Source organism: Chitinophaga sp., from assembly GCF_039596155.1.
GTDB lineage: Bacteria > Bacteroidota > Bacteroidia > Chitinophagales > Chitinophagaceae > Chitinophaga.
The window spans coordinates 62,134-81,520 of the sequence record NZ_JBCNKF010000022.1; the positions used below are offsets into that span (position 1 = coordinate 62,134).

The window sequence follows — 19,387 nt, forward strand, 5'->3', positions numbered from 1 at the left end:
CCTTATTTGTTTATACATCCATATGATCCTGCATCACTTTGTAGTTATCCTGCATCGCCTTCAGTTTATCTTTACCATATGCCAGTCTTGTGATCGTTACAAACAAAACAGGTACAATAAAGATCGCCAGGAAGGTAGCGGTAAACATACCACCCAATACCGTCCAACCCATCGTTTTACGTGATTCTGCACCTGCGCCGGAAGCCAGTACCAGTGGCAGAATACCCAACAGGAATGCCAGGGAGGTCATGATAATCGGACGCAGACGCAGCTTCGCAGCTTCTACCGTCGCGGTAACCAGCTCCATTCCTCTATCCACACGTTCTTTCGCAAACTCCACAATCAGGATCGCATTCTTGGCTGATAAACCAATCAACGTAATCAAACCAATCTGTGCATATACGTTATTACTGATCTTTGGCAGGAAGGTAAGCGTCAGGATCGCACCAAACGCACCAATCGGCACCGCCAGCAGTACGGAGAACGGTACTGACCAGCTTTCATACAACGCTGCCAGGAAGAGGAATACAAACACAATAGACAATGCGAAGATGTACACCGTTTTACTACCGGATAACAATTCTTCACGGCTCAAACCGGAGAACTCATATCCGTAGCCTTCCGGCAATACCTGCGCCGCTACTTCTTTCAGGGCATTGATCGCATCGCCACTACTATAACCAGGATTAGGGCTACCGTTTATTTCCGCTGAACGGAACAGGTTATAGTGGGAAATCACAGGGGCTGTTTCAGTCACCTTATAATTAGTCACCGCACTTAACGGTACCATATCTCCATTTGTATTCTTTACAAACATCTGGTTCAGATCCTTTATATCTCCACGATAGCTGGAATCAGCCTGTGTGAGTACACGGAAGTTACGTCCATAGATGGTAAAGTCATTCACATAGGAACTACCCATATAAGTGGACAGCGCAGTAGCGATAGATGAAATAGATACTCCCATCTTCTTCGCCCTTTCACGGTCTATTTCCAATTGATAGCCCGGTGTACGTGCAGTGAAGAAGGAGAATCCTCTTGCTATTTCAGGACGCTGGTTGATCGCAGCTGTAAACTTCTGCAATACTCCTTCAAAGGCCTTGATATCAGGGTCACCACTACGTTGCTCCAGGATAAAGGAGAAACCGGCAGTACTACCCAGACCCGGAATAGCCGGTGGCTGAATTACGACAACAGATGCCTGTTTCCAGCGGGATAGTTTCGCCTGTATGTTAGCAGCGATTGCCTGGATCTGCGTTTCCTTAGACTTTCTTTCGTCCCATGGTTTCAACTGCACAAAGATGGTCGCACTATTTGATTTGGTCGCAAAGCTGATAACGTTCAGACCACCCAATGCTGCATAGTGCCCGATACCCGGTACGCTATCCAGTGCATGCATCATACCTGTCAGCGCCTCTACGGTTCGCTCTGTAGAAGCTGATTCCGGTAAGTCAAACGTGATATACAAACGGCCATCGTCTTCAGTAGGAATGAACCCTGTTGGCTTGGATCTGAACAACATGAACACGCCCACACAAATACACAGCAGCAGGATCATCACATACCTTGCCCAGCGGATACTCTTCTTTACACCCAGTGAATAACGGCTGGTGAGATGACCAAACCAGGTATTGAAACGATAGAATAACTTGTTCAGACCTTTTGAATCCTTATCCAGGTGCATAGGACGCAGAATCAGCGTACACAATGCCGGAGTCAGGGACAACGCGATAAAAGCGGAGATCAGTACTGAGATCGCGATAGTGATCGCAAACTGCTGATACAGGCGACCTACGATACCAGGAATAAATCCTACCGGTACGAATACTGCTGCCAGGATCAATGCAATGGCGATTACAGGACCTGAGATCTCTTTCATTGCCTGCAGGGTAGCTTCTTTAGGCGACATCCGCTCATGGTCCATATTGTGCTGGACCGCCTCTACCACCACGATGGCATCATCCACCACGATACCAATCGCCAGTACGAAACCGAACAAGGTCAGGGTATTGATAGTAAAGCCTAACGGTATGAAGAAGATGAACGTTGCAATAATAGATACAGGAATCGCCAGTACCGGAATGATGGTCGCTCTCCAGCTTTGCAGGAACAGGAACACCACGATCACCACCAGCACCAGGGCTTCAAGCAATGTTTCAACTACCTCGTGGATAGATACTTTCACCACAGATACTGATTCAAATGGAACTACATAATCCACATCCGCAGGGAATGCTTTTTTCAGTTGTTCCATTGCTTCCGTCACGTTTTCAGCAGTTTCAATCGCGTTACTACCTGGCGCCTGGTATACCAGCAGGTAAGAAGCTCTTTTACCATCTACAAAGGAGTTACCGGTGTAGTTGAATTTACCAAGTTCTACACGGGCTACATCTTTCAGGTAAACAAGGCCACCATTATTAGGCTGGGTTTTCACGACGATATTTCCAAACTCTTCCGCATTTGCCAGACGGCCTTTTACGAAAATGTTGTACTCGTAGGTCTGACCAGTCTTTTGCGGAGGCGCGCCTACGGAACCGGCTGCGATCTGCGCGTTCTGCTCTGTAATGGCAGCTTTCACTTCGTCGGCAGATACGTTCATTTCAGCCAGCTTATCAGGCTTTAGCCACACACGCATACTAAAGTCGTCCGCACGGGTAAAGATATCGCCCACACCCTTTGCACGCAGCAAGGCATCTTTAATAAAGATGTTGGTGTAGTTGTCCAGGAAGGTTACATCGTGGGTACCTTTTGGAGAATATAATGCCACCAGCATCAGGATACTGGGGTTACGCTTTCTAACTGTAAGACCCAGTCGTTGTACTTCCTGAGGCAGGGTTGGCTGAGCGATACCCACACGGTTCTGCACATCCAGTGCCGCAATGTTGATATCTGTACCTACTTCAAAGTTTACAGTAAGGCTCATGGAACCACTGTTCGTACTGTTACTGGTCATGTACGTCATACCAGGTGTACCGTTTACCTGTACTTCCACAGGCGTGGCTACGGTTTGCTCAATGGTCTGCGCATCTGCACCGGTGTATGTACCTGTCACCTGCACCGTAGGAGGTGAGATTTCAGGATACTGACCGATAGGCAGGTTGAGCATCGCCAATATCCCTACCAACACCAGTACGATAGAAATTACTATCGCGGTGACCGGTCTGCGTATAAAAGTATTTGCAATCATGATCTTCTTCTATTGATTCAAACTCAAACTGTTTACGTTATTTTTTAGGAGCCTGGCCTGGTGCCTGCTGCGCTGGTACGCCGGAAGTATCGATCACACCACCATCACGCAGACGCTGGAAGCCATCGGTTACTACTACTTCTCCAGCCTTCAGGCCATCGCTTACTACTATGCGGTCCCTCAGTTTGGGGCCCAGGTGGATTTTACGTTGTTCAGCAATAGTATCTTTTGCTACGAATACGAAGAATTCACCCATCTGTTCTACAACAGCTTTGTAAGGAATGATCACGTTTTCGCCGCTTTGCTCATTCAGCACCTGCAGTACAGCACTCATACCATCCTTCAGTTCGTCTTTAGGATTGGCAAATTCGATACGTACTTTGATAGTAGCAGTCTGGTTGTCTACACCACGGTCAACGGCGAGGATCTTACCTTTTTCTGAATAAGCCATACCACCTGGCAGTACAAGGCGGAAGGTAGAGTCATTAGGTGTAATGGTTTTGCCCTGCATCGCTGAAAAGCGGGCAATATCAGTTTCGCTCACTACGAAGTCTACTGCAATGGGGTTCTCACTGCTCATGGTATTCAGCAATGTAGAGCCCTGGCTGATCTGAGCACCCAGCTTTACCTGAGAGATACCGATACGACCCGTGAATGGCGCTTTAATAATAGAATAATCCAGGTCGGTGCGGGCAGCGAGCAATGCTGCTTCGGCTGCAGCTACGCTTGCACGGCTGGTTTCGAGTGTAGCATCGGCATTGTCCAGTGTCTGACGGGCTATCGCATCCTGCTTGGCCAGCTCGTGATAACGATCAGCATCTTTCTGCGCGCGCACCAGTGTAGCCTTTGCACTAGCCAGATTGGCTTCTGCCTGACGTACTGCAGCTTCATATTTACGACGGTCTATTTCATACAGGGCTTTTCCTTTTTGCACGACTTCCCCTTCTTTAAAAAAGATACCAGTGATATAACCACTGACCTGCGCACGCAGTTCCACCTGGTTCAGGGCCACCACTGAAGCCGGGTATTTATCATAATAAATAGCCTGTCCCATAGTAGCAGCCGTAACATTTACCTTAGTTGCCGGCATCGCCATAGCACCTTTTTGTTCCGGACCTTTACAGGAAGCCAGAAAAAACATACCTGTAGCGCCAATGAGGAGAATGTGTTGCTTTGTTTTCATCTGAAAATATTTGTCCTTTCAATGACTGGTTATTGCAACCAGCCAGTTTTATCATTTATTGATTAGATGTTGTTATAGTACCCAATGCCACCTGCAGGTCTATCTTGCTGGATAATACAGTGAACATGGCATTATAGTAATTCAGTTCTGCTGAGCGGAGATCTGTCTGGGCGGTGATCACTTCCAGGTAGGTTTTGATACCTTCCCGGTATTGCAGATCGATCAGGTTGTAAACCTCCTTGGCCAGGTCCATATTTTCCCTGAGAATGAAATATTCGTTCAGGTTACTCTTATAGGAAGCCATTGCCTGGGTATACTGTGTATTGATCTGTTGCTTCAGCGCTTCTACGTCCCAGTCGGTACGCTTGAGGTTCAGTTCAGCGATCTTGATATTATGAGTACGTTTGAAGCCCTGGAAAATAGGCAGGGCGACTGTCAGGCCTACCAGGGAGTTAGGGTAGTTGTTGTTGTACAACTTACCAAAATCCTTATTGAAGTATGCAAAGGTGTAGCTGCCAGATGCAGACACGGTAGGCAGGTAACTCCACCTGTTGTACTTCAGTTCTGCTTCCAGCAGTGAACGCTGGGTTTGCAGCAGTTGGTACTCAATCCTGTTCTGGTAGGTAACTGTTGTGTTGGTATCCAGTTGTACGCTCTGCGCCATCTGGATGGTATCATATCGCACATCCAATGCAGAATCAGGCGGGAAGCCCATATATTGCTTCAGCAAAGCGTTTTTGGCTTTCAGCGATTCCTCGCCGGTTTTCTTTTGCGCTTTGGCATTGTTCAGTGAAATAGTGGCTCTCTTGTAGTCTGTCTTGTCTACAATACCGCTTTGGTATTGGTTGTAGGCATCTTTCAGGCTACGTTCCAGGCGCACGATATCCTCATCCAGCACTGCTACCTGTGCTTTGGTAAGCAACATGTCGTAATAGGCTTTAGATACATTGGATACCACATCGATCTGATTGCTGGTAGTATTTTGTGCAGCTTGCTGACGCACAACCTTGGCGGTTCTGCTGGCCAGCAATACATCCCTGTTAAAGATGTTCTGCGTTAAAGTAAAGGCTGCAGAGGATGTATTAGCCACACCAGTGGTGATAGCCGCTCCATTAAAATAAGACGTCTGCAACTTCAGATAGTGGTTCAGGCCGGCGGCCAGATTCAGCTGGGGATACCAGTCAGCCAGTTTGCTCTTGATGGTATGTTCCGCTATTTCCTGGTCCAGCAGCGTTTGTTTCATCACCGGCTGGTGGGTTAAAGCGTACTGGATGCAATCCTGCAGAGACGCTTTTGGCATGACGGAATCAGATACCTGCTGTGCAAAGGATGAGGTGCTTATTAGCCCTGCTCCCAACATGGCGGTCAGATAAATTACTCTTTTCATAAAAGGTTTTGACAATCAGTTTCTTCTTTAGACCAATCGTAGAACAAAGCAATAATGCTATATGTTCTTTGCTTGCGTAGTAATTAATTAAGATTTCATTAAGACACACAATATCCAGCTTAAGCACAGATCAATATGTACTAACAATCAAACAGGTAGGTTGCAGGTAATGTAGGTGTAAGCTGCGGTTATGGTCGCATATACGGGTATATATACCGGGGAAATATCCGCCTATTCCCCTGAAACTATTCGAAAATGTGTTTGCGAAGATAACTATTCAATCAAAATTTTCTATCTCTAATAATCAGCAGATATTCAATATTTTATTATCTGCTGAAATGGCTGGATAGTAACTCAAGGTCTGCTGGTTATAAAATGCGCCCTTAATATTATTCTATAAATACGTCTCTTATCGCAATCGAGATGCGAAGATATGATGGAAATAAAAAAATCCATCACCGCTGATGGATTTTAATAAACAAGATTAATTACTTATTCGGCCGCCCACTGTGGATATGCTTCTCTGCATGGTAGGAGGATCTTACCAATGGTCCTGACTCTACATAATCGAGTCCCATTGCGTAACCAATCTCTCTGTACTCTGCAAACTCATCCGGGTGCACAAAGCGTACTACCGGCAAATGCTTTGGTGTGGGCTGCAGGTATTGACCCAGGGTCACTACGTCACAACCATTATCATACAGATCCTGCATAGCCTGGATCACTTCTTCTTTGGTTTCACCCAGTCCCAGCATAATACCACTCTTGGTGCGCATGCCACCGTCTTTCAAACGGCGAATCACTTCGAGACTTCTGTGATATTTCGCCTGGATACGCACCTGTTTGGTAAGGCGCTCTACTGTTTCCAGATTGTGAGACACGATTTCCGGTGCTACGTCAATGATACGCTGCAGGTTTTCCCATTGTCCTCTGAAGTCAGGGATCAGGGTTTCCATGGTCGTTTCAGGGTTCAGCGCTCTTACTGCCTTGATCGTATTGGCCCAGATGATAGAACCACCATCTTTCAGCTCATCTCTGTCTACAGAGGTGATGACAGCGTGTTTTACCTTCATCAGGAAAATGGCTTCTGCTACACGCTGAGGCTCGTCCCAATCAACTGCTTCTGGCCGGCCGGTGGCTACGGCACAGAATCCGCAACTACGGGTACAGATATTTCCTAATATCATGAACGTAGAAGTACCAGCCCCCCAGCATTCACCCATATTAGGGCAATTTCCACTTTCGCAAATGGTGTGTAATTTATGGGTGTCTACCAGGCTACGAACCTGTTTGTAGTTTTCTCCTATTGGCAATTTGACACGCAGCCAGTCAGGTTTTTTAGTCCTGGGGGCAGGTGCAGCATCAGGTGCTGTACTGCAAGGTGTTGCGGTCGTGAGTGTTGGTTCTTGCATCTCTGATCCTTTCTTTAAGATTACAAAAATAGTACTTCTCGGGGGATTTTGAACCGGGTTATTGCCAGGGGCTGGTTAATGGTATGCTAATCAGTAAAAATCTTCCACCATTGTCAGCCTGTCTTGTATTCTCCTGTAAATATTATTTCACCATCATTCGCCTCTTCTGCCTGCTTTCTGCCCGCTTTCAGTAGATGCCCGCCAACAACCTAATTATTTCCGTTTCCTTCAATAAAATCCACTTTCGCCGTAATCGCCTACCTACCCACTATCATTTTTCTACTGCTGTTCCCGCTATTCTCATAAAAAAACGCTTTCACCATCAGGCAAAAGCGTTTCTTACATTATTTTTCATTTTTTACTTCTTCTTATTCCAGCGCTTACCAAACTGTAAAGCTATATAAGCATTGAAAAAGAACTTCTTAGGGTCACTATTCACCATTATAGGTATATCCTTAACGTAATATTCGGCATTCACACCTACCTCCAGCGCACTCACCACCTCATTAAATCTGGCCCAGTCAAAACGGAGTCCCGTTTTACCATGCACACCCGGCGCCACAGTCACCTCTCCCCAACCTTTTCCAAATCCACCGCCACCAATTATCTTATCCCGGTCCAGGAAAGCCTGGTTATACTGCACACTTTCACCATATTTAATGGTTCTTACCGTTACACCATCATTAGGATCGATCACGTTTACATAATAAGGCTTCAGCAACCCGATTGAAAGCCCTCCATAATAGAACGCATTTACCAGTACTCCATTCTTATTGGCCTTCCCTCCTATCAGTCTTTGCTGCCCGATACCAATCTTAACCTGGTAAAAGTTATTCTGCTTACCATAGATATAAGGTTTTTCAGAATATACGAATCCATATTGGTCTACTCCCTTGATTGCACCTGACTTCTTGTCTTCCTTTGGATCTTTCTTTTCTGCAAATTCAAACTGGAAAAAGGTCACCTTAGTCCTGCTGCTGCGATATCCTTTTTCAAGGAAACCACTCCAGCCATCAGAATTCAGACGGGCACCCACTGAAAACTCACGCTCATAAACATTCTCCAGTTCCTCCTGCGCCTTAAATGAGTTAACGGGTTTAGACTTCTTCTGCTCCCTGTGCTCCCCCGACGAGGTATTGTCCTGTGCCTTCAATCCACCTGCCACTACCAATAAAAGCAAGAATAAGTGTAATTTTTTCACCTGTATAGATTTGTTTTTGTTAAAGGGAGTAATATTAAACTATGATTGATCAGCCTCATCACGAATTACAAACAAAAGTATCCTGAGTTTAACTGTATCGCCCACTATTACTAATAAACGTAAGGGGCGTAATATTGGTATACTTATCGTTACAAACCTACACGTTTTTTCTTTCATGTGTAAATTTGTTTTATCCCCGGCCATATGCCTACCCATAGATATAACGCACTCGAAGTAAAATGGTTACAGGGAAATGCCTTTCTTCAGCAGTTTACACCCTATTGCACATTGTAAGCACCGCTTTTCCTCGCAGTAATACTGCTTCAGATGCAGCAGTGCCTGGGAATCGGCAGCATCGCCTGCCATAATACCGACCTTCTTCCAACCTTCCATCACACTGTTTTCTTCGGCAGGCAGGGCTTCCATCATGCCCAATGCCCTTTCCTGGTATTCCGGCAATCTTTTCTCCCTTCCATACAAGTATAACAAGGGCAAGACACTATTGATGATCACATTCCTTGTGACCATAATACCTGGCCTTCGCATGATCACCGCCGCCGTATCAAACCTGTAATGATCCTTCCAATAGCCATCTGGCTGCACAAACAGCATCTGTTGAAAATGTTGCAGATCTTTTATCTCCAGCAACCTGGCAAAAAGATCTCTTCCCTGCTGTAATAACACTGCCAGACTGGCCAGCCTCACTGAAGGAAAAGATGAAGGCCGCATCCGCAACCATCTCCACTGATGAGGTAACAACGACAGCAAATTGTATTTCCGCTTTAAAAAAGCATATTCCGCCTGCAATTCCGATGGATAATCATCTGTAAACGGCCCTTCCAGCATGCCTGCCTGACCAAACAACAACGCTTCAAGCTGCGCAAGGTGATGCTTATTCCGCATCAGCATTGTATAAGGCAGGCTTTGGGCCAGCTTCAGAAAAGCTTCTCCATTTACCGGCATCCCATAACTATAGGCAATAGCCCAGTAGCAACACTCCTCCCAGTTATTACGACTCCTTGTCAGCCATTCCTTCATCATATCTGCCCTTTTCTCCAATCGCTCTACCAGCAGGCGATCTTTCCAGCTTCGCCATGTAAGCCGCTCTACCGACGCCACATTTCCTCCACAAGGCACAAAATGCCCTGAATGCTTCAACTGCGCATACCGGTGCAGTAACATTTTCGGGATAGCTGATTGCAACTCCATACATGGAATTCCCTGGGTAGTCGTCTCCTCCAGATCGTGTTCAAACACGACATGAAGTATAACATTCCTGTAGCGCTGATCGCGCTGATGATTGTGCCTGTACCAGTCAGATGTTTTCAAATGTAATTCTACATTTCCTGCCCAGATTGTATTGCCTATCCGCAACCTTGCGTTGCTGAAATCCGGACCATCATTACTGTTCAGTACTCCCGGTTGAAGTACCTGTACGGCCTCTCCTTCTATCGTATGTAAATGAGAAATGGTAAACAAACGATGCTTCCAAATATATTGGAACAGCTCCTCTGTGAGAAGCGGGGCTATTTGAACAATGGTCATATCTTCTTCCTTTGCTAATAAATTTAGCATTTCCAAAACGACATTTCAAATTTTTTCTTTTTTTGGAAATCTGATGCACTTACCATTAACTTTGCACCCAGTTCTTTAACACATGACTTATCCAGAAAGGCGGAGGGACTTGGCCCTGCGATGCCTTAGCAACCAACCTTGTTTAAAAAATGAGGGAAAGGTGCTAATTCCGGCTTCGGTTATACACATAACCGGAGATAGATAAGTTGGCAGAGATTGACATTTTCAACGTACTTATATACTGAAAAGGCTCTTCCAACTACGGAAGAGCCTTTTTTGTTTTGGGTAGTTAGCTGTTCTGAACGAAAGTTTCATAACCGTATAATTGCTTTGCGTTGAAAATAGCCACACAGTTATTACATAGTATCCCGGTAGATGAATTGACGGGCGCCATCTCCGTCCCCATCTATCAAACTTCTACCTTCGTACAGGAATCACCCGGTATCAACAAGGGATTTGAATTCTCCCGTGCCAATAATCCTACTCGCAAGGTGCTGGAAAACATTATCTGCAGCCTCGAAGAAGGACACGCGGGTTTTGCTTTTGCCAGTGGTATGGCTGCTATCGACGCGGTAATGAAACTTTTAAAATCAGGTGATGAGATTATGGCCGTTGAAGATACTTATGGCGGTATCTTTCAGATGTTCCAGCACATGTTCGAACGCTTTGGCATTAAAGCAAACTTTGTAGATACAAGCAATACCGACAAAGTATTGGCTGCTATCACCCCTAATACAAAGATGATCTGGCTAGAATCGCCCACCAATCCTACATTACGCGTTTCTGATATCAAATCTATCAGCAAGATCGCCAAGCAGCACAATGTACTGCTGGTAGTAGATAATACCCTGTGTACACCACTGCTGCAGCAACCCATTCCATTGGGCGCAGACATTGTGATCCATAGTGCTACCAAATACCTGGCGGGTCATACCGATGTCATTGCAGGTCTGGTAGTAGTGAACGCCAAACCTCTCGCCGACCAGTTACGCTTCAATCAAAATATTTCAGGAAGTATACTCAGTCCATTTGAAGCATGGCTCACTATCAGGGGGATTGAAACCCTTTGCCTGCGCCTTGATAAGCAATGCAGCAATGCAATGGCCATTGCCACCTGGCTGTCCACACATCCTGCTGTGGACAAAGTGTTCTATCCCGGACTGGCATCACACAAAAACCACCACATCGCCCGTAAACAACAAAAGCAATACGGTGCACTCGTGAGCTTCTCTCTCAAAAATGACAATATCAAAAATGCAATCAGAGTAGTGAACGCCACAAGGCTGTTCAAACTCGCCGAAAGCTTTGGTGGCGTAAAGAGTATGCTGGATCACCCGGCAACTATGACACACCGGAATATTCCGGAAGACCACCGCAAGAAAACAGGTTTACAGGATTCCTGCATCCGCCTCTCCGTAGGTATCGAAGATGCTGAAGACCTGATTAACGACTTAAAACAGGCACTGGACAAACTCAACCTGCCTGCTGGTAAACAAATTACAGTTTTACAATAAACGCAAAACCGTTTTGCAACGGACACTGAATGCAGCACTAAGTATAGAACATGGAAAACAAAATTATCAATCTGGGTATTTTCGGATTTGGTTGTGTGGGACAAGGACTTTACGAAGTATTGAACAGAACTAAAGGTATCAATGCGCGTATTAAGAAAATATGTATCAAAGACCCCAATAAGCCTCGTCCAATTGACGCCAGCTATTTTACTACAGACAAGAACGATATCTTACAGGACCCTACCATCGACGTGGTAGTGGAACTGATCAATGAAACAGAAGCAGCTTTCGAAATCGTAAGCACTGCACTGCGTAATGGGAAAGCAGTGGTAAGCGCCAGCAAACGTATGATCGCCGAAAACCTGCCTGCCCTCTATCAGCTGCAGGTAGAAAACAAAGTACCTTTCCTCTATGAGGCATCCAGCTGCGCAAGTATTCCTATCGTGCGCAATCTCGAAGAGTACTACGACAATGACCTGCTCAATGCAGTAGAAGGTATCTGTAATGGTTCTACAAATTACATCCTTACCAAGATCTTCGAAGAGAATCAAAGCTTTGACGTAGCCCTTCAAAAGGCACAGGAGCTTGGCTTTGCAGAAACAGATCCTACACTGGACATCGAAGGCTACGATCCTAAATTCAAGATCGTGATCTTACTGTTACATGCTTTTGGCACCTTCGTAAAACCAGAGGAAGTATTCAACTTTGGCATACATCGCCTGAACGATTTCGATATTCAGTTTGCCAAACAAAGAAACTGTACTGTAAAACTTATCGCCGGTTGCAGAAGACAAAATGGTAGCGTGAATGCATCTGTGTTACCACACCTCGTCAAGGAACATAACCTCCTGTATGATGTATACAATGAATACAATGGTATCCTGCTCGAAAGTGCATTCACAGATAAACAGTTCTTTGTAGGCAAAGGTGCGGGGGGTACCGCTACAGGTAGCGCAGTATTGTCCGATATATCTGCATTGACATACAATTACAGATACGAATATAAGAAGATCAGACAGGCAAACTCTCCGGCCTTTACGAACGATGTGCAGTTAAAGATCTACCTGCGTTACCGCACAGCCGATCAGGTACATCTGCCAGACTTCTACAATATCTCTGAAAAATATGAATCCTCTACCTGGCGTTATATTGTTGGGGTAATCAACCTGGAAAAACTGAAGGAAGCGAAGTGGTTGAAAAATCCAGATGTAAACCTGCTGGTACTGGAATAGAAATTGCGTTAATAGGAAGTATAAAGGTATTAACCAACCAAAATGAAACGGCGTCCCTGCTCTGATCAGGGCGCCGTTTATTATTTATAATTTTTCTACGACATTGCTCACAGGTAATCCCATCACGTTGTAAAAACAACCATCAATTCTATCTATTCCTACAGCACCAATCCATTCCTGAATTGCATAGGCACCCGCTTTATCGTAGGGCTTATAGTTATCTACATAATAAATGATCTGCTCCGCTGTCAATGGCTTGAAGTGTACCGCTGTTTCTTTTGAAAAAGCCTCTTCCTGACCATCACGCAGAATGATCACACCAGTTATTACACGATGTTCTCTTCCGCTCAATGCACTCAGTATACGTATTGCATCTTCCCTGTCTCTGGGCTTCCCTATGATTGTATTATCCAGCACGACCACCGTATCAGCTGTAATAATGATATCATCTTCCTGGCACAGCGGCGCGACAGCTGCTGCTTTTTGACGTGCTATGTGCACCGGAATATCAGGTATATGCATATCAGCAGGAAATGTTTCTGCTGTATCCACTACTTTCACTTCAAAAGGAATACCTGCCTGCTCCAGCAATTGTTTGCGCCGGGGCGACTGACTACCCAGTATTACACGTTTGCCTGTATACATCAGAGAAATAATTTAAAGAATACCATCGACAGAATGCCCGAAAGCATCACCAGTTTCACCAGTGAACTTACTTTATGATAATGTTCCGGCAAGTGTGCTTTTTTCAATAAAGAGAATATATAATAACATGGGGCCTGTACAAAAATCAACAGATAAGCGATCGCAATGTACCAGCCTATCAATGCTACCCTGATTTCTACCACTACGATCAGTACCTGTAATCCCAGCAGCAATCCATAACAGATCCTCTTGGCCGGCGCTACTCCCCATACAATGGGAATAGTACGGCAACCATCTTTGCTATCTCCAATTACATCTTCCAGGTCTTTTACAATCTCCCTCACCAGCGAGATCACAAAAGCAAATACAGCATAGATACCAATGATCTGAATAAGCTTTCTGCCCTCAGGCGACATGATAGCCTCAAAGCTTTCGTAGATCTGCTTTTCATAAAAACCGACCACCACCACAGCAAGCGCCGTGAGCAGGGAAATGAGCACATTGCCTACCAGTGCCTGACGCTTGAAAGATGTGGAATAAAACCACAACAGCAGGGAGCACAATACCTGTGTAAAACCCAGGTAAATCTGCCCGATCTTCCAGGCTGCAATAAAACCGATACTTACCCCCGCAAGATTAAAAATGGTATGCCAGGCCATCGCCCAGCGACGGTTGATCACCTTATCCAACACCATTTTATCAGGCTTATTGATGATATCAATATTAATGTCGAAATAGTCATTAATAATATATCCGGCAGCAGCGATCAACACTGTTGAAAAACTCAGCAGGCAGAAAGACGGTACAGACAAAGAGGGTTCTACCCCATTATAATGGAGTATCGGAGCTACAACACAGTATTGTAATAAATATTGTGTGAGGGCTATATAAATAAGGTTTGGATATCTTACCAGTCTGAAAAATGCTGTCAGTAACTTCATAATCAATTAATTGGAAACAAATTAGCGGCTGGCTATTTCTTCGTCTATCGTCCAGTGTCCATTGAGCTTCAGCACTTTCTCTATTACCTCCCTTACACAACCGTTTCCACCATTTACCGGTGAGATATAACGGGAAATACTCTTGATCTCGGGTACAGCATCGGCTGGACATACCGGCAATCCTACCAGCTGCATTGCACGATAATCGGGGATATCATCTCCCATAAAAATGACCTGCTCCCATTGCAGCTCATTCTCGAATACGTAATCCTGCAGCTTCTCCTGTTTATCAGTAATGCCGGTATAAATATCCTTTATTCCTAATCCCTGCAGGCGGCTTACTACACTCTCAGAGCGGCCACCCGAAATGATGGCTACGCGGTAACCTTTCTTCACAGCCAGCTGCAAAGCATACCCATCCTTAATGTTCATCCTGCGCGATTGCTCCCCGTTAGGTAATAATTGTACAGTACCGTCTGTGAGCACGCCATCTACATCAAACACAAATGTGGTGATGGGCTTAAAAAGAGATAAAACGTTCATTGCGTTTATTAAAATATCGTATTGCGCAAAAGTAGTATAGATTTTTGATGTCAGGCATTATAGAAATCATAAATACTGTCAGACATCACCCTGTATATATCGGCCAAATGTGGTTGATCCTGAATTAGTGCCATGTGTTTAGACATCGTGGCCTCATCCTTTCTCATGGCCGGACCGGTCTGCACATTTTCAGGAGCAAACTTCTCAAGTCTGTCAAAAGTTTCCCTGATAATTGGCTGAAGGAGCGTAAAGTCAAGCCCCTTTTGTTCACAGAACTGCTTCGCCCTTGCTATCAGGTGATTCGTAAAATTGTTACAGAAGACCGCCCCCAGGTGCAACTGCAATCTTTGTTCCGAGCCTACTATCGCTATCTGCGATGAAATGCTCTGGGCAATAGATTGTAGTCTGCGCATCACTTCGTCGTTACTGGCTTCCAGCAACAGAGGAATGGCTGGGTGATTTTTCACTTCCTTCCGGATAGATTGCAACGGATACATTACCCCGGTATGGGTTGAGATCCGCTTAATGGCATCCAGTGACACCGCTCCAGCTGTATGCAAAACAATCCTTTTACCCAACCTCAGCTCCTCATTCAGCTCTGGTAGTGCTGCGTCACTCACTGCCAGTATATATATATCCGCCTCCATATTGATATCCAGGAGGTCGTCACTAGCTGAGGCATGTAAAGTTTCTGCTAATGCCTGCGCATTTTCCTTTTTCCGGCTAATAACCTGCAAAATCTGGTGTCCGTTTATTTTTAATGATGTTCCGAAACAATGCGCAATGTTTCCCGCGCCAATAATTACAATGTTCATCGGGTAAAAGTGGTTATTAATATATTATGGTGTACCGGTCAGATAAAAGCAAATTTTAGGTCGCCGGGCTCATACAATTATATGGTACAGCACGTTCCCTTCCGTTCAGCGTTGTTATCCAGCAATTTAACCATTAAACTGTTAATCGTTCATTTTTAATGGATTTCCCAAAAATATTACATTTATATTCAATGTTTTAAAAGAGACTGATTTTTTATTCTACCACTTCTTTTATATACTTGCAAAAATCGGATGGTCCCTTTTTGATCAGTTGGCTATCCCCCCGCCAGAGGCAGCACTTAATTTTTGAGGCACTTACTTAAAGCGGTTTATACAATTTAATACGGAATTTTACGTATCTAGTAGCACATAAAGACGGCATTCATGGCAAAAAATTTAGTAATTGTTGAGTCTCCGGCCAAAGCCAAGACAATTGAAAAAATACTGGGCAAGGACTTCGAGGTCATTTCCTGCTTCGGTCACATCCGTGATCTGGAGAAGGATGATATGGGGATTGACATCAACAATAACTTCAAACCTAAGTATATTATCCCTGACGATAAAGAGAAGGTAGTAAAGGATCTAAAGAAGTTAGCCAAGTCAACCGACGAGGTTTGGTTAGCAACGGATGAGGACCGTGAGGGGGAAGCCATCAGCTGGCATTTGTGTGAGGTACTGGGATTAGACCCGGAAATAACAAAACGTATTGTATTCCACGAAATTACGAAGCCTGCCATTGAAAAAGCCGTGCAACAACCCCGACTGCTCAATATGAACCTGGTAAACGCGCAGCAAGCCAGACGTATCCTGGATAGGATCGTAGGTTTCGAGCTGTCACCAGTGCTCTGGCGTAAAATGAGTATGCGTAACCACCTCTCTGCCGGTCGCGTACAATCAGTCGCAGTAAGACTGATCGTGGAAAGGGAAAGAGAGATCAATGGTTTTACCGCTGTAAGCAGCTTTAAAGTGGAAGCTTTCTTTATTGCCAAAGATCTGAACGGTAAGAACATTACCTTCAAGGCAGAAGGCCCAACCCGTTTCAAAACTGCCGAAGATGCGGAGAAATTCCTACAGCAATGTATCGGTGCAGCTTACACCGTAAAAGATATTCAGGTAAAACCCGGCAAGAAATCTCCTGCCGCCCCCTTTACCACTTCTACTCTTCAACAGGAAGCCAGCCGTAAACTCGGTTACAGCGTATCTAAAACGATGCTGCTGGCACAAAAACTGTATGAAAGTGGTAAGATCACCTACATGCGTACTGACTCCGTCAACTTGTCAGATACCGCTTTGGCTGATATCCAGAAAGCTATTACAACCAACTACGGACAGCGCTATCACCAGCACCGCAAGTTCAAAAACAAGAACGAATCTGCACAGGAAGCGCACGAAGCCATCCGCCCAACCTACATGGAGAACGCTTCTGTAGACGACAGCGATAGCCGTAAACTGTATGAACTGATCTGGAAACGTACCATTGCCAGCCAGATGAGCGATGCTGAACTGGAAAAAACAATCGCCAAAATCGATATCTCTACTAACCACGAAGAGCTGACCGCCAGTGGTGAAGTACTCAAATTCGATGGTTTCCTGAAAGTATACATGGAAGGCCGGGACGATGAAGATGAAAATGAAGAAGATGAACAGGACGGTTCCCTGCCACCACTCACACTGAAACAGGTACTGGATCTGAAGGAAATGAAAGCTACCGAACGCTTTACCCGCCCTGCTCCCCGCTATACGGAAGCAAGCCTCGTAAAGAAACTGGAAGAACTAGGTATAGGCCGTCCATCTACCTACGCGCCAACCATTACCACTATCCAGAAGCGTAACTATGTGGAAAAACGTGACAAAGAAGGTGTGAAAAGAGACTTCCGCATACTGACACTGAAAACCGACAAACTCACTAAAGTAACAGAATCTGAAAATACCGGTGCCGAAAAGTCCAAACTGTTCCCAACAGATCTGGGTATGATCGTAACCGACTTCCTCAGCCAATACTTTGGCAATGTAATGGACTACGGCTTCACCGCCAAGATCGAAGAAGAGTTTGACGAAGTTGCACATGGTAAGAAGATCTGGAACAAAATGCTGAACGAGTTCTATACTCCTTTCCACAAGGACGTGGAAAATACCCTGGAAAATGCTGAAAGGGTGAAAGGAGAAAGACAACTGGGTACCGAAGAATCTACCGGCAAACCAATCGTAGCACGTATGGGACGTTATGGCCCAATGGTGCAGATCGGAAAGGCTGAAGATGAAGAAAAACCTCGTTTTGCAAAATTAAAGGCGACACAAAGCATTGAAACCATTACTTTAGAGGAAGCAATGGAGCTGTTCAAACTTCCCCGTAATCTGGGTAAATTTGAAGGCGAAGATGTAACAGTGAATATAGGCCGTTTCGGTCCGTATGCAGCACACGATAAGAAATTCTATTCCCTGAAAAAGGAAATGGACCCATATACAGTGGAACTCGATGAAATTGCCCCGCTGATCGTGGAAAAACGCACTGCTAAAGATGAACGTACGATCAAAGTATTTGAAAAGGAAAAGATCCAGATACTCAAAGGTCCCTATGGTCCATATATTAAACAAGGTTTAAGAAACTACAAGATACCAAAGGAGAAGATCGATACCGCTGCGGATATTACAGTGGAGGAAGCAAAAGCTATAATCGAAGATGTGAAGGCCAACCCTCCTAAGAAGAAAGCACCTCCTAGAAAGAAAAAAGCTGAGTAATGTGCTATTACAGGAATGTGCCGGTGTGTATATAAGGGCTGAAAGTCCCGTCATATACTATCTGGATGATTCACGGATTAGCATATTTGCACATCGGCACATTTAGATTTGTTATGCACGAGACCAAAGAAATAAATGCTTTGTTCCATCTCCTGGACGATCCGGATCAGGAGGTATATGATACCGTTGCCAGCAAGATATTACTGTTTGGGAAAGAGATCATTCCCAACCTGGAAAATCTGTGGGAGAACACTGTTGATGAATCCATCCAGGAAAGGATAGAACAACTGATCCACAGAGTTCATTACATGGACCTCCAGATGGCGCTGGCTCAATGGAATAAAGCCGAAATCCCCGATCTTTTGCAGGGAGCTATCCTTGTAGCCCGCTATCAGTTTCCCGATATGCAGGCCAATTCCGTCCTCAACGAAATCGAAAAAATCAAGCGTAATATCTGGCTGGAACTCAATAACTACCTCACTCCCCTTGAGCAGATCAATGTGCTAAACAGCATGATCTACAATTACTTCGGACTCAAAGGTGAAGAGGTCGCGTATGTGCGGAAGAACCAGTTCTTTATTAATCAGGTGCTGGAGTCCAAGAAGGGAAACCCGCTCACTAATGGCATCGTTTACCAAAGCCTTTGCGCTATGCTGGACCTGCCTGTATACGCGGTGAATATTCCCCGGCAATTTATTCTCGCCTATTTCGATAGCTTCTATGACTTTTCCGAGCCGGCCAGTCCGGACGATTACCGCATCCTGTTCTTTATCGACCCTATTCAGGGGCAGATCTATTCCCATCAGGATGTGGAAAACTACCTGAAGCGAATGTCACTCCCCCCTACTCCTTCTTATTACACGCCACAGTCCAATACAAGAATCATTCAATTCCTGCTGGAAGAATTATCTAAGTGTTTCCAGGATGACAAAGACATGTACAAGCAGGAGGAACTCAGAAATCTGATCAGACTTCTGGGGGGTGAATAAACAAAGTTAAAAGCAGTCGTTACC

The 19,387-nt window shown here is 45.0% G+C and carries 14 protein-coding genes and 1 riboswitch; of the genes, 4 read left to right on the forward strand and 10 right to left on the reverse strand.

Annotation, left to right across the window (positions count from 1 at the left end; genetic code table 11):
- Nucleotides 1–10: 10 nt before the first annotated feature.
- From ABDW33_RS20670 to ABDW33_RS20695, 6 genes are all read right to left on the reverse strand, one after another.
- Complete coding sequence (locus ABDW33_RS20670; protein ID WP_343691999.1) at nucleotides 11–3,187, reverse strand: multidrug efflux RND transporter permease subunit; 3,177 nt, start codon at nucleotides 3,185–3,187, stop codon at nucleotides 11–13.
- A 37-nt stretch (nucleotides 3,188–3,224) separates the two neighbouring features.
- Complete coding sequence (locus ABDW33_RS20675) at nucleotides 3,225–4,370, reverse strand: efflux RND transporter periplasmic adaptor subunit (protein ID WP_343692000.1); 1,146 nt, start codon at nucleotides 4,368–4,370, stop codon at nucleotides 3,225–3,227.
- Nucleotides 4,371–4,425: 55 nt separating this feature from the next.
- The gene (locus ABDW33_RS20680; protein WP_343692001.1) at nucleotides 4,426–5,757 is read right to left on the reverse strand and encodes a TolC family protein; all 1,332 of its coding nucleotides are present in this window, start codon (nucleotides 5,755–5,757) and stop codon (nucleotides 4,426–4,428) included.
- A gap of 488 nt (nucleotides 5,758–6,245) precedes the next feature.
- Nucleotides 6,246–7,169, reverse strand: a complete 924-nt coding sequence (gene lipA / locus ABDW33_RS20685; RefSeq protein WP_343692002.1) for a lipoyl synthase — start codon at nucleotides 7,167–7,169, stop codon at nucleotides 6,246–6,248.
- Nucleotides 7,170–7,527: 358 nt separating this feature from the next.
- Nucleotides 7,528–8,370, reverse strand: coding sequence for a hypothetical protein (locus ABDW33_RS20690; protein ID WP_343692003.1), 843 nt, complete (start codon nucleotides 8,368–8,370; stop codon nucleotides 7,528–7,530).
- A 243-nt stretch (nucleotides 8,371–8,613) separates the two neighbouring features.
- A complete protein-coding gene (locus ABDW33_RS20695; RefSeq protein ID WP_343692004.1) occupies nucleotides 8,614–9,945 on the reverse strand; it encodes a DUF2851 family protein in 1,332 nt (443 codons plus the stop codon).
- Between the two features lie 84 nt (nucleotides 9,946–10,029).
- A riboswitch (SAM riboswitch) is annotated at nucleotides 10,030–10,153 on the forward strand.
- 127 nt (nucleotides 10,154–10,280) lie between these two features.
- Here ABDW33_RS20695 and ABDW33_RS20700 point away from each other — a divergent pair.
- Both ABDW33_RS20700 and ABDW33_RS20705 read left to right on the forward strand, forming a co-directional pair.
- Nucleotides 10,281–11,459 carry a PLP-dependent aspartate aminotransferase family protein gene (locus tag ABDW33_RS20700; protein WP_343692005.1) on the forward strand — a complete coding sequence of 393 codons (1,179 nt, stop codon included), beginning with the start codon at nucleotides 10,281–10,283 and terminating at the stop codon, nucleotides 11,457–11,459.
- Between the two features lie 50 nt (nucleotides 11,460–11,509).
- Nucleotides 11,510–12,691 carry a homoserine dehydrogenase gene (locus ABDW33_RS20705; protein ID WP_343692006.1) on the forward strand — a complete coding sequence of 394 codons (1,182 nt, stop codon included), beginning with the start codon at nucleotides 11,510–11,512 and terminating at the stop codon, nucleotides 12,689–12,691.
- 84 nt (nucleotides 12,692–12,775) lie between these two features.
- Here the strand turns inward: ABDW33_RS20705 and ABDW33_RS20710 are convergent, their stop codons facing one another.
- From ABDW33_RS20710 to ABDW33_RS20725, 4 genes are read right to left on the reverse strand one after another with little or no spacing between them, the layout of a single operon-like run.
- On the reverse strand, nucleotides 12,776–13,336 hold the full coding sequence (locus ABDW33_RS20710; RefSeq protein WP_343692007.1) for a Maf family protein: 561 nt from the start codon (nucleotides 13,334–13,336) through the stop codon (nucleotides 12,776–12,778).
- On the reverse strand, nucleotides 13,336–14,277 hold the full coding sequence (locus ABDW33_RS20715; RefSeq protein ID WP_343692008.1) for a geranylgeranylglycerol-phosphate geranylgeranyltransferase: 942 nt from the start codon (nucleotides 14,275–14,277) through the stop codon (nucleotides 13,336–13,338). Before ABDW33_RS20715 ends, ABDW33_RS20710 begins: the two co-directional genes overlap by 1 nt.
- Nucleotides 14,278–14,298: 21 nt before the next feature.
- Complete coding sequence (locus tag ABDW33_RS20720; RefSeq protein WP_343692009.1) at nucleotides 14,299–14,820, reverse strand: HAD-IIIA family hydrolase; 522 nt, start codon at nucleotides 14,818–14,820, stop codon at nucleotides 14,299–14,301.
- Between the two features lie 50 nt (nucleotides 14,821–14,870).
- Nucleotides 14,871–15,635, reverse strand: coding sequence for a DUF2520 domain-containing protein (locus ABDW33_RS20725; RefSeq protein WP_343692010.1), 765 nt, complete (start codon nucleotides 15,633–15,635; stop codon nucleotides 14,871–14,873).
- Nucleotides 15,636–16,019: 384 nt separating this feature from the next.
- Here ABDW33_RS20725 and topA point away from each other — a divergent pair, with 384 nt between their 5' ends.
- The gene (gene topA / locus ABDW33_RS20730; RefSeq protein WP_343692011.1) at nucleotides 16,020–18,374 is read left to right on the forward strand and encodes a type I DNA topoisomerase; all 2,355 of its coding nucleotides are present in this window, start codon (nucleotides 16,020–16,022) and stop codon (nucleotides 18,372–18,374) included.
- A 113-nt stretch (nucleotides 18,375–18,487) separates the two neighbouring features.
- Nucleotides 18,488–19,363: a transglutaminase-like domain-containing protein gene (locus ABDW33_RS20735; RefSeq protein ID WP_343692012.1), complete on the forward strand. Its 876-nt coding sequence runs from the start codon at nucleotides 18,488–18,490 to the stop codon at nucleotides 19,361–19,363.
- Nucleotides 19,364–19,387: the final 24 nt, after the last annotated feature.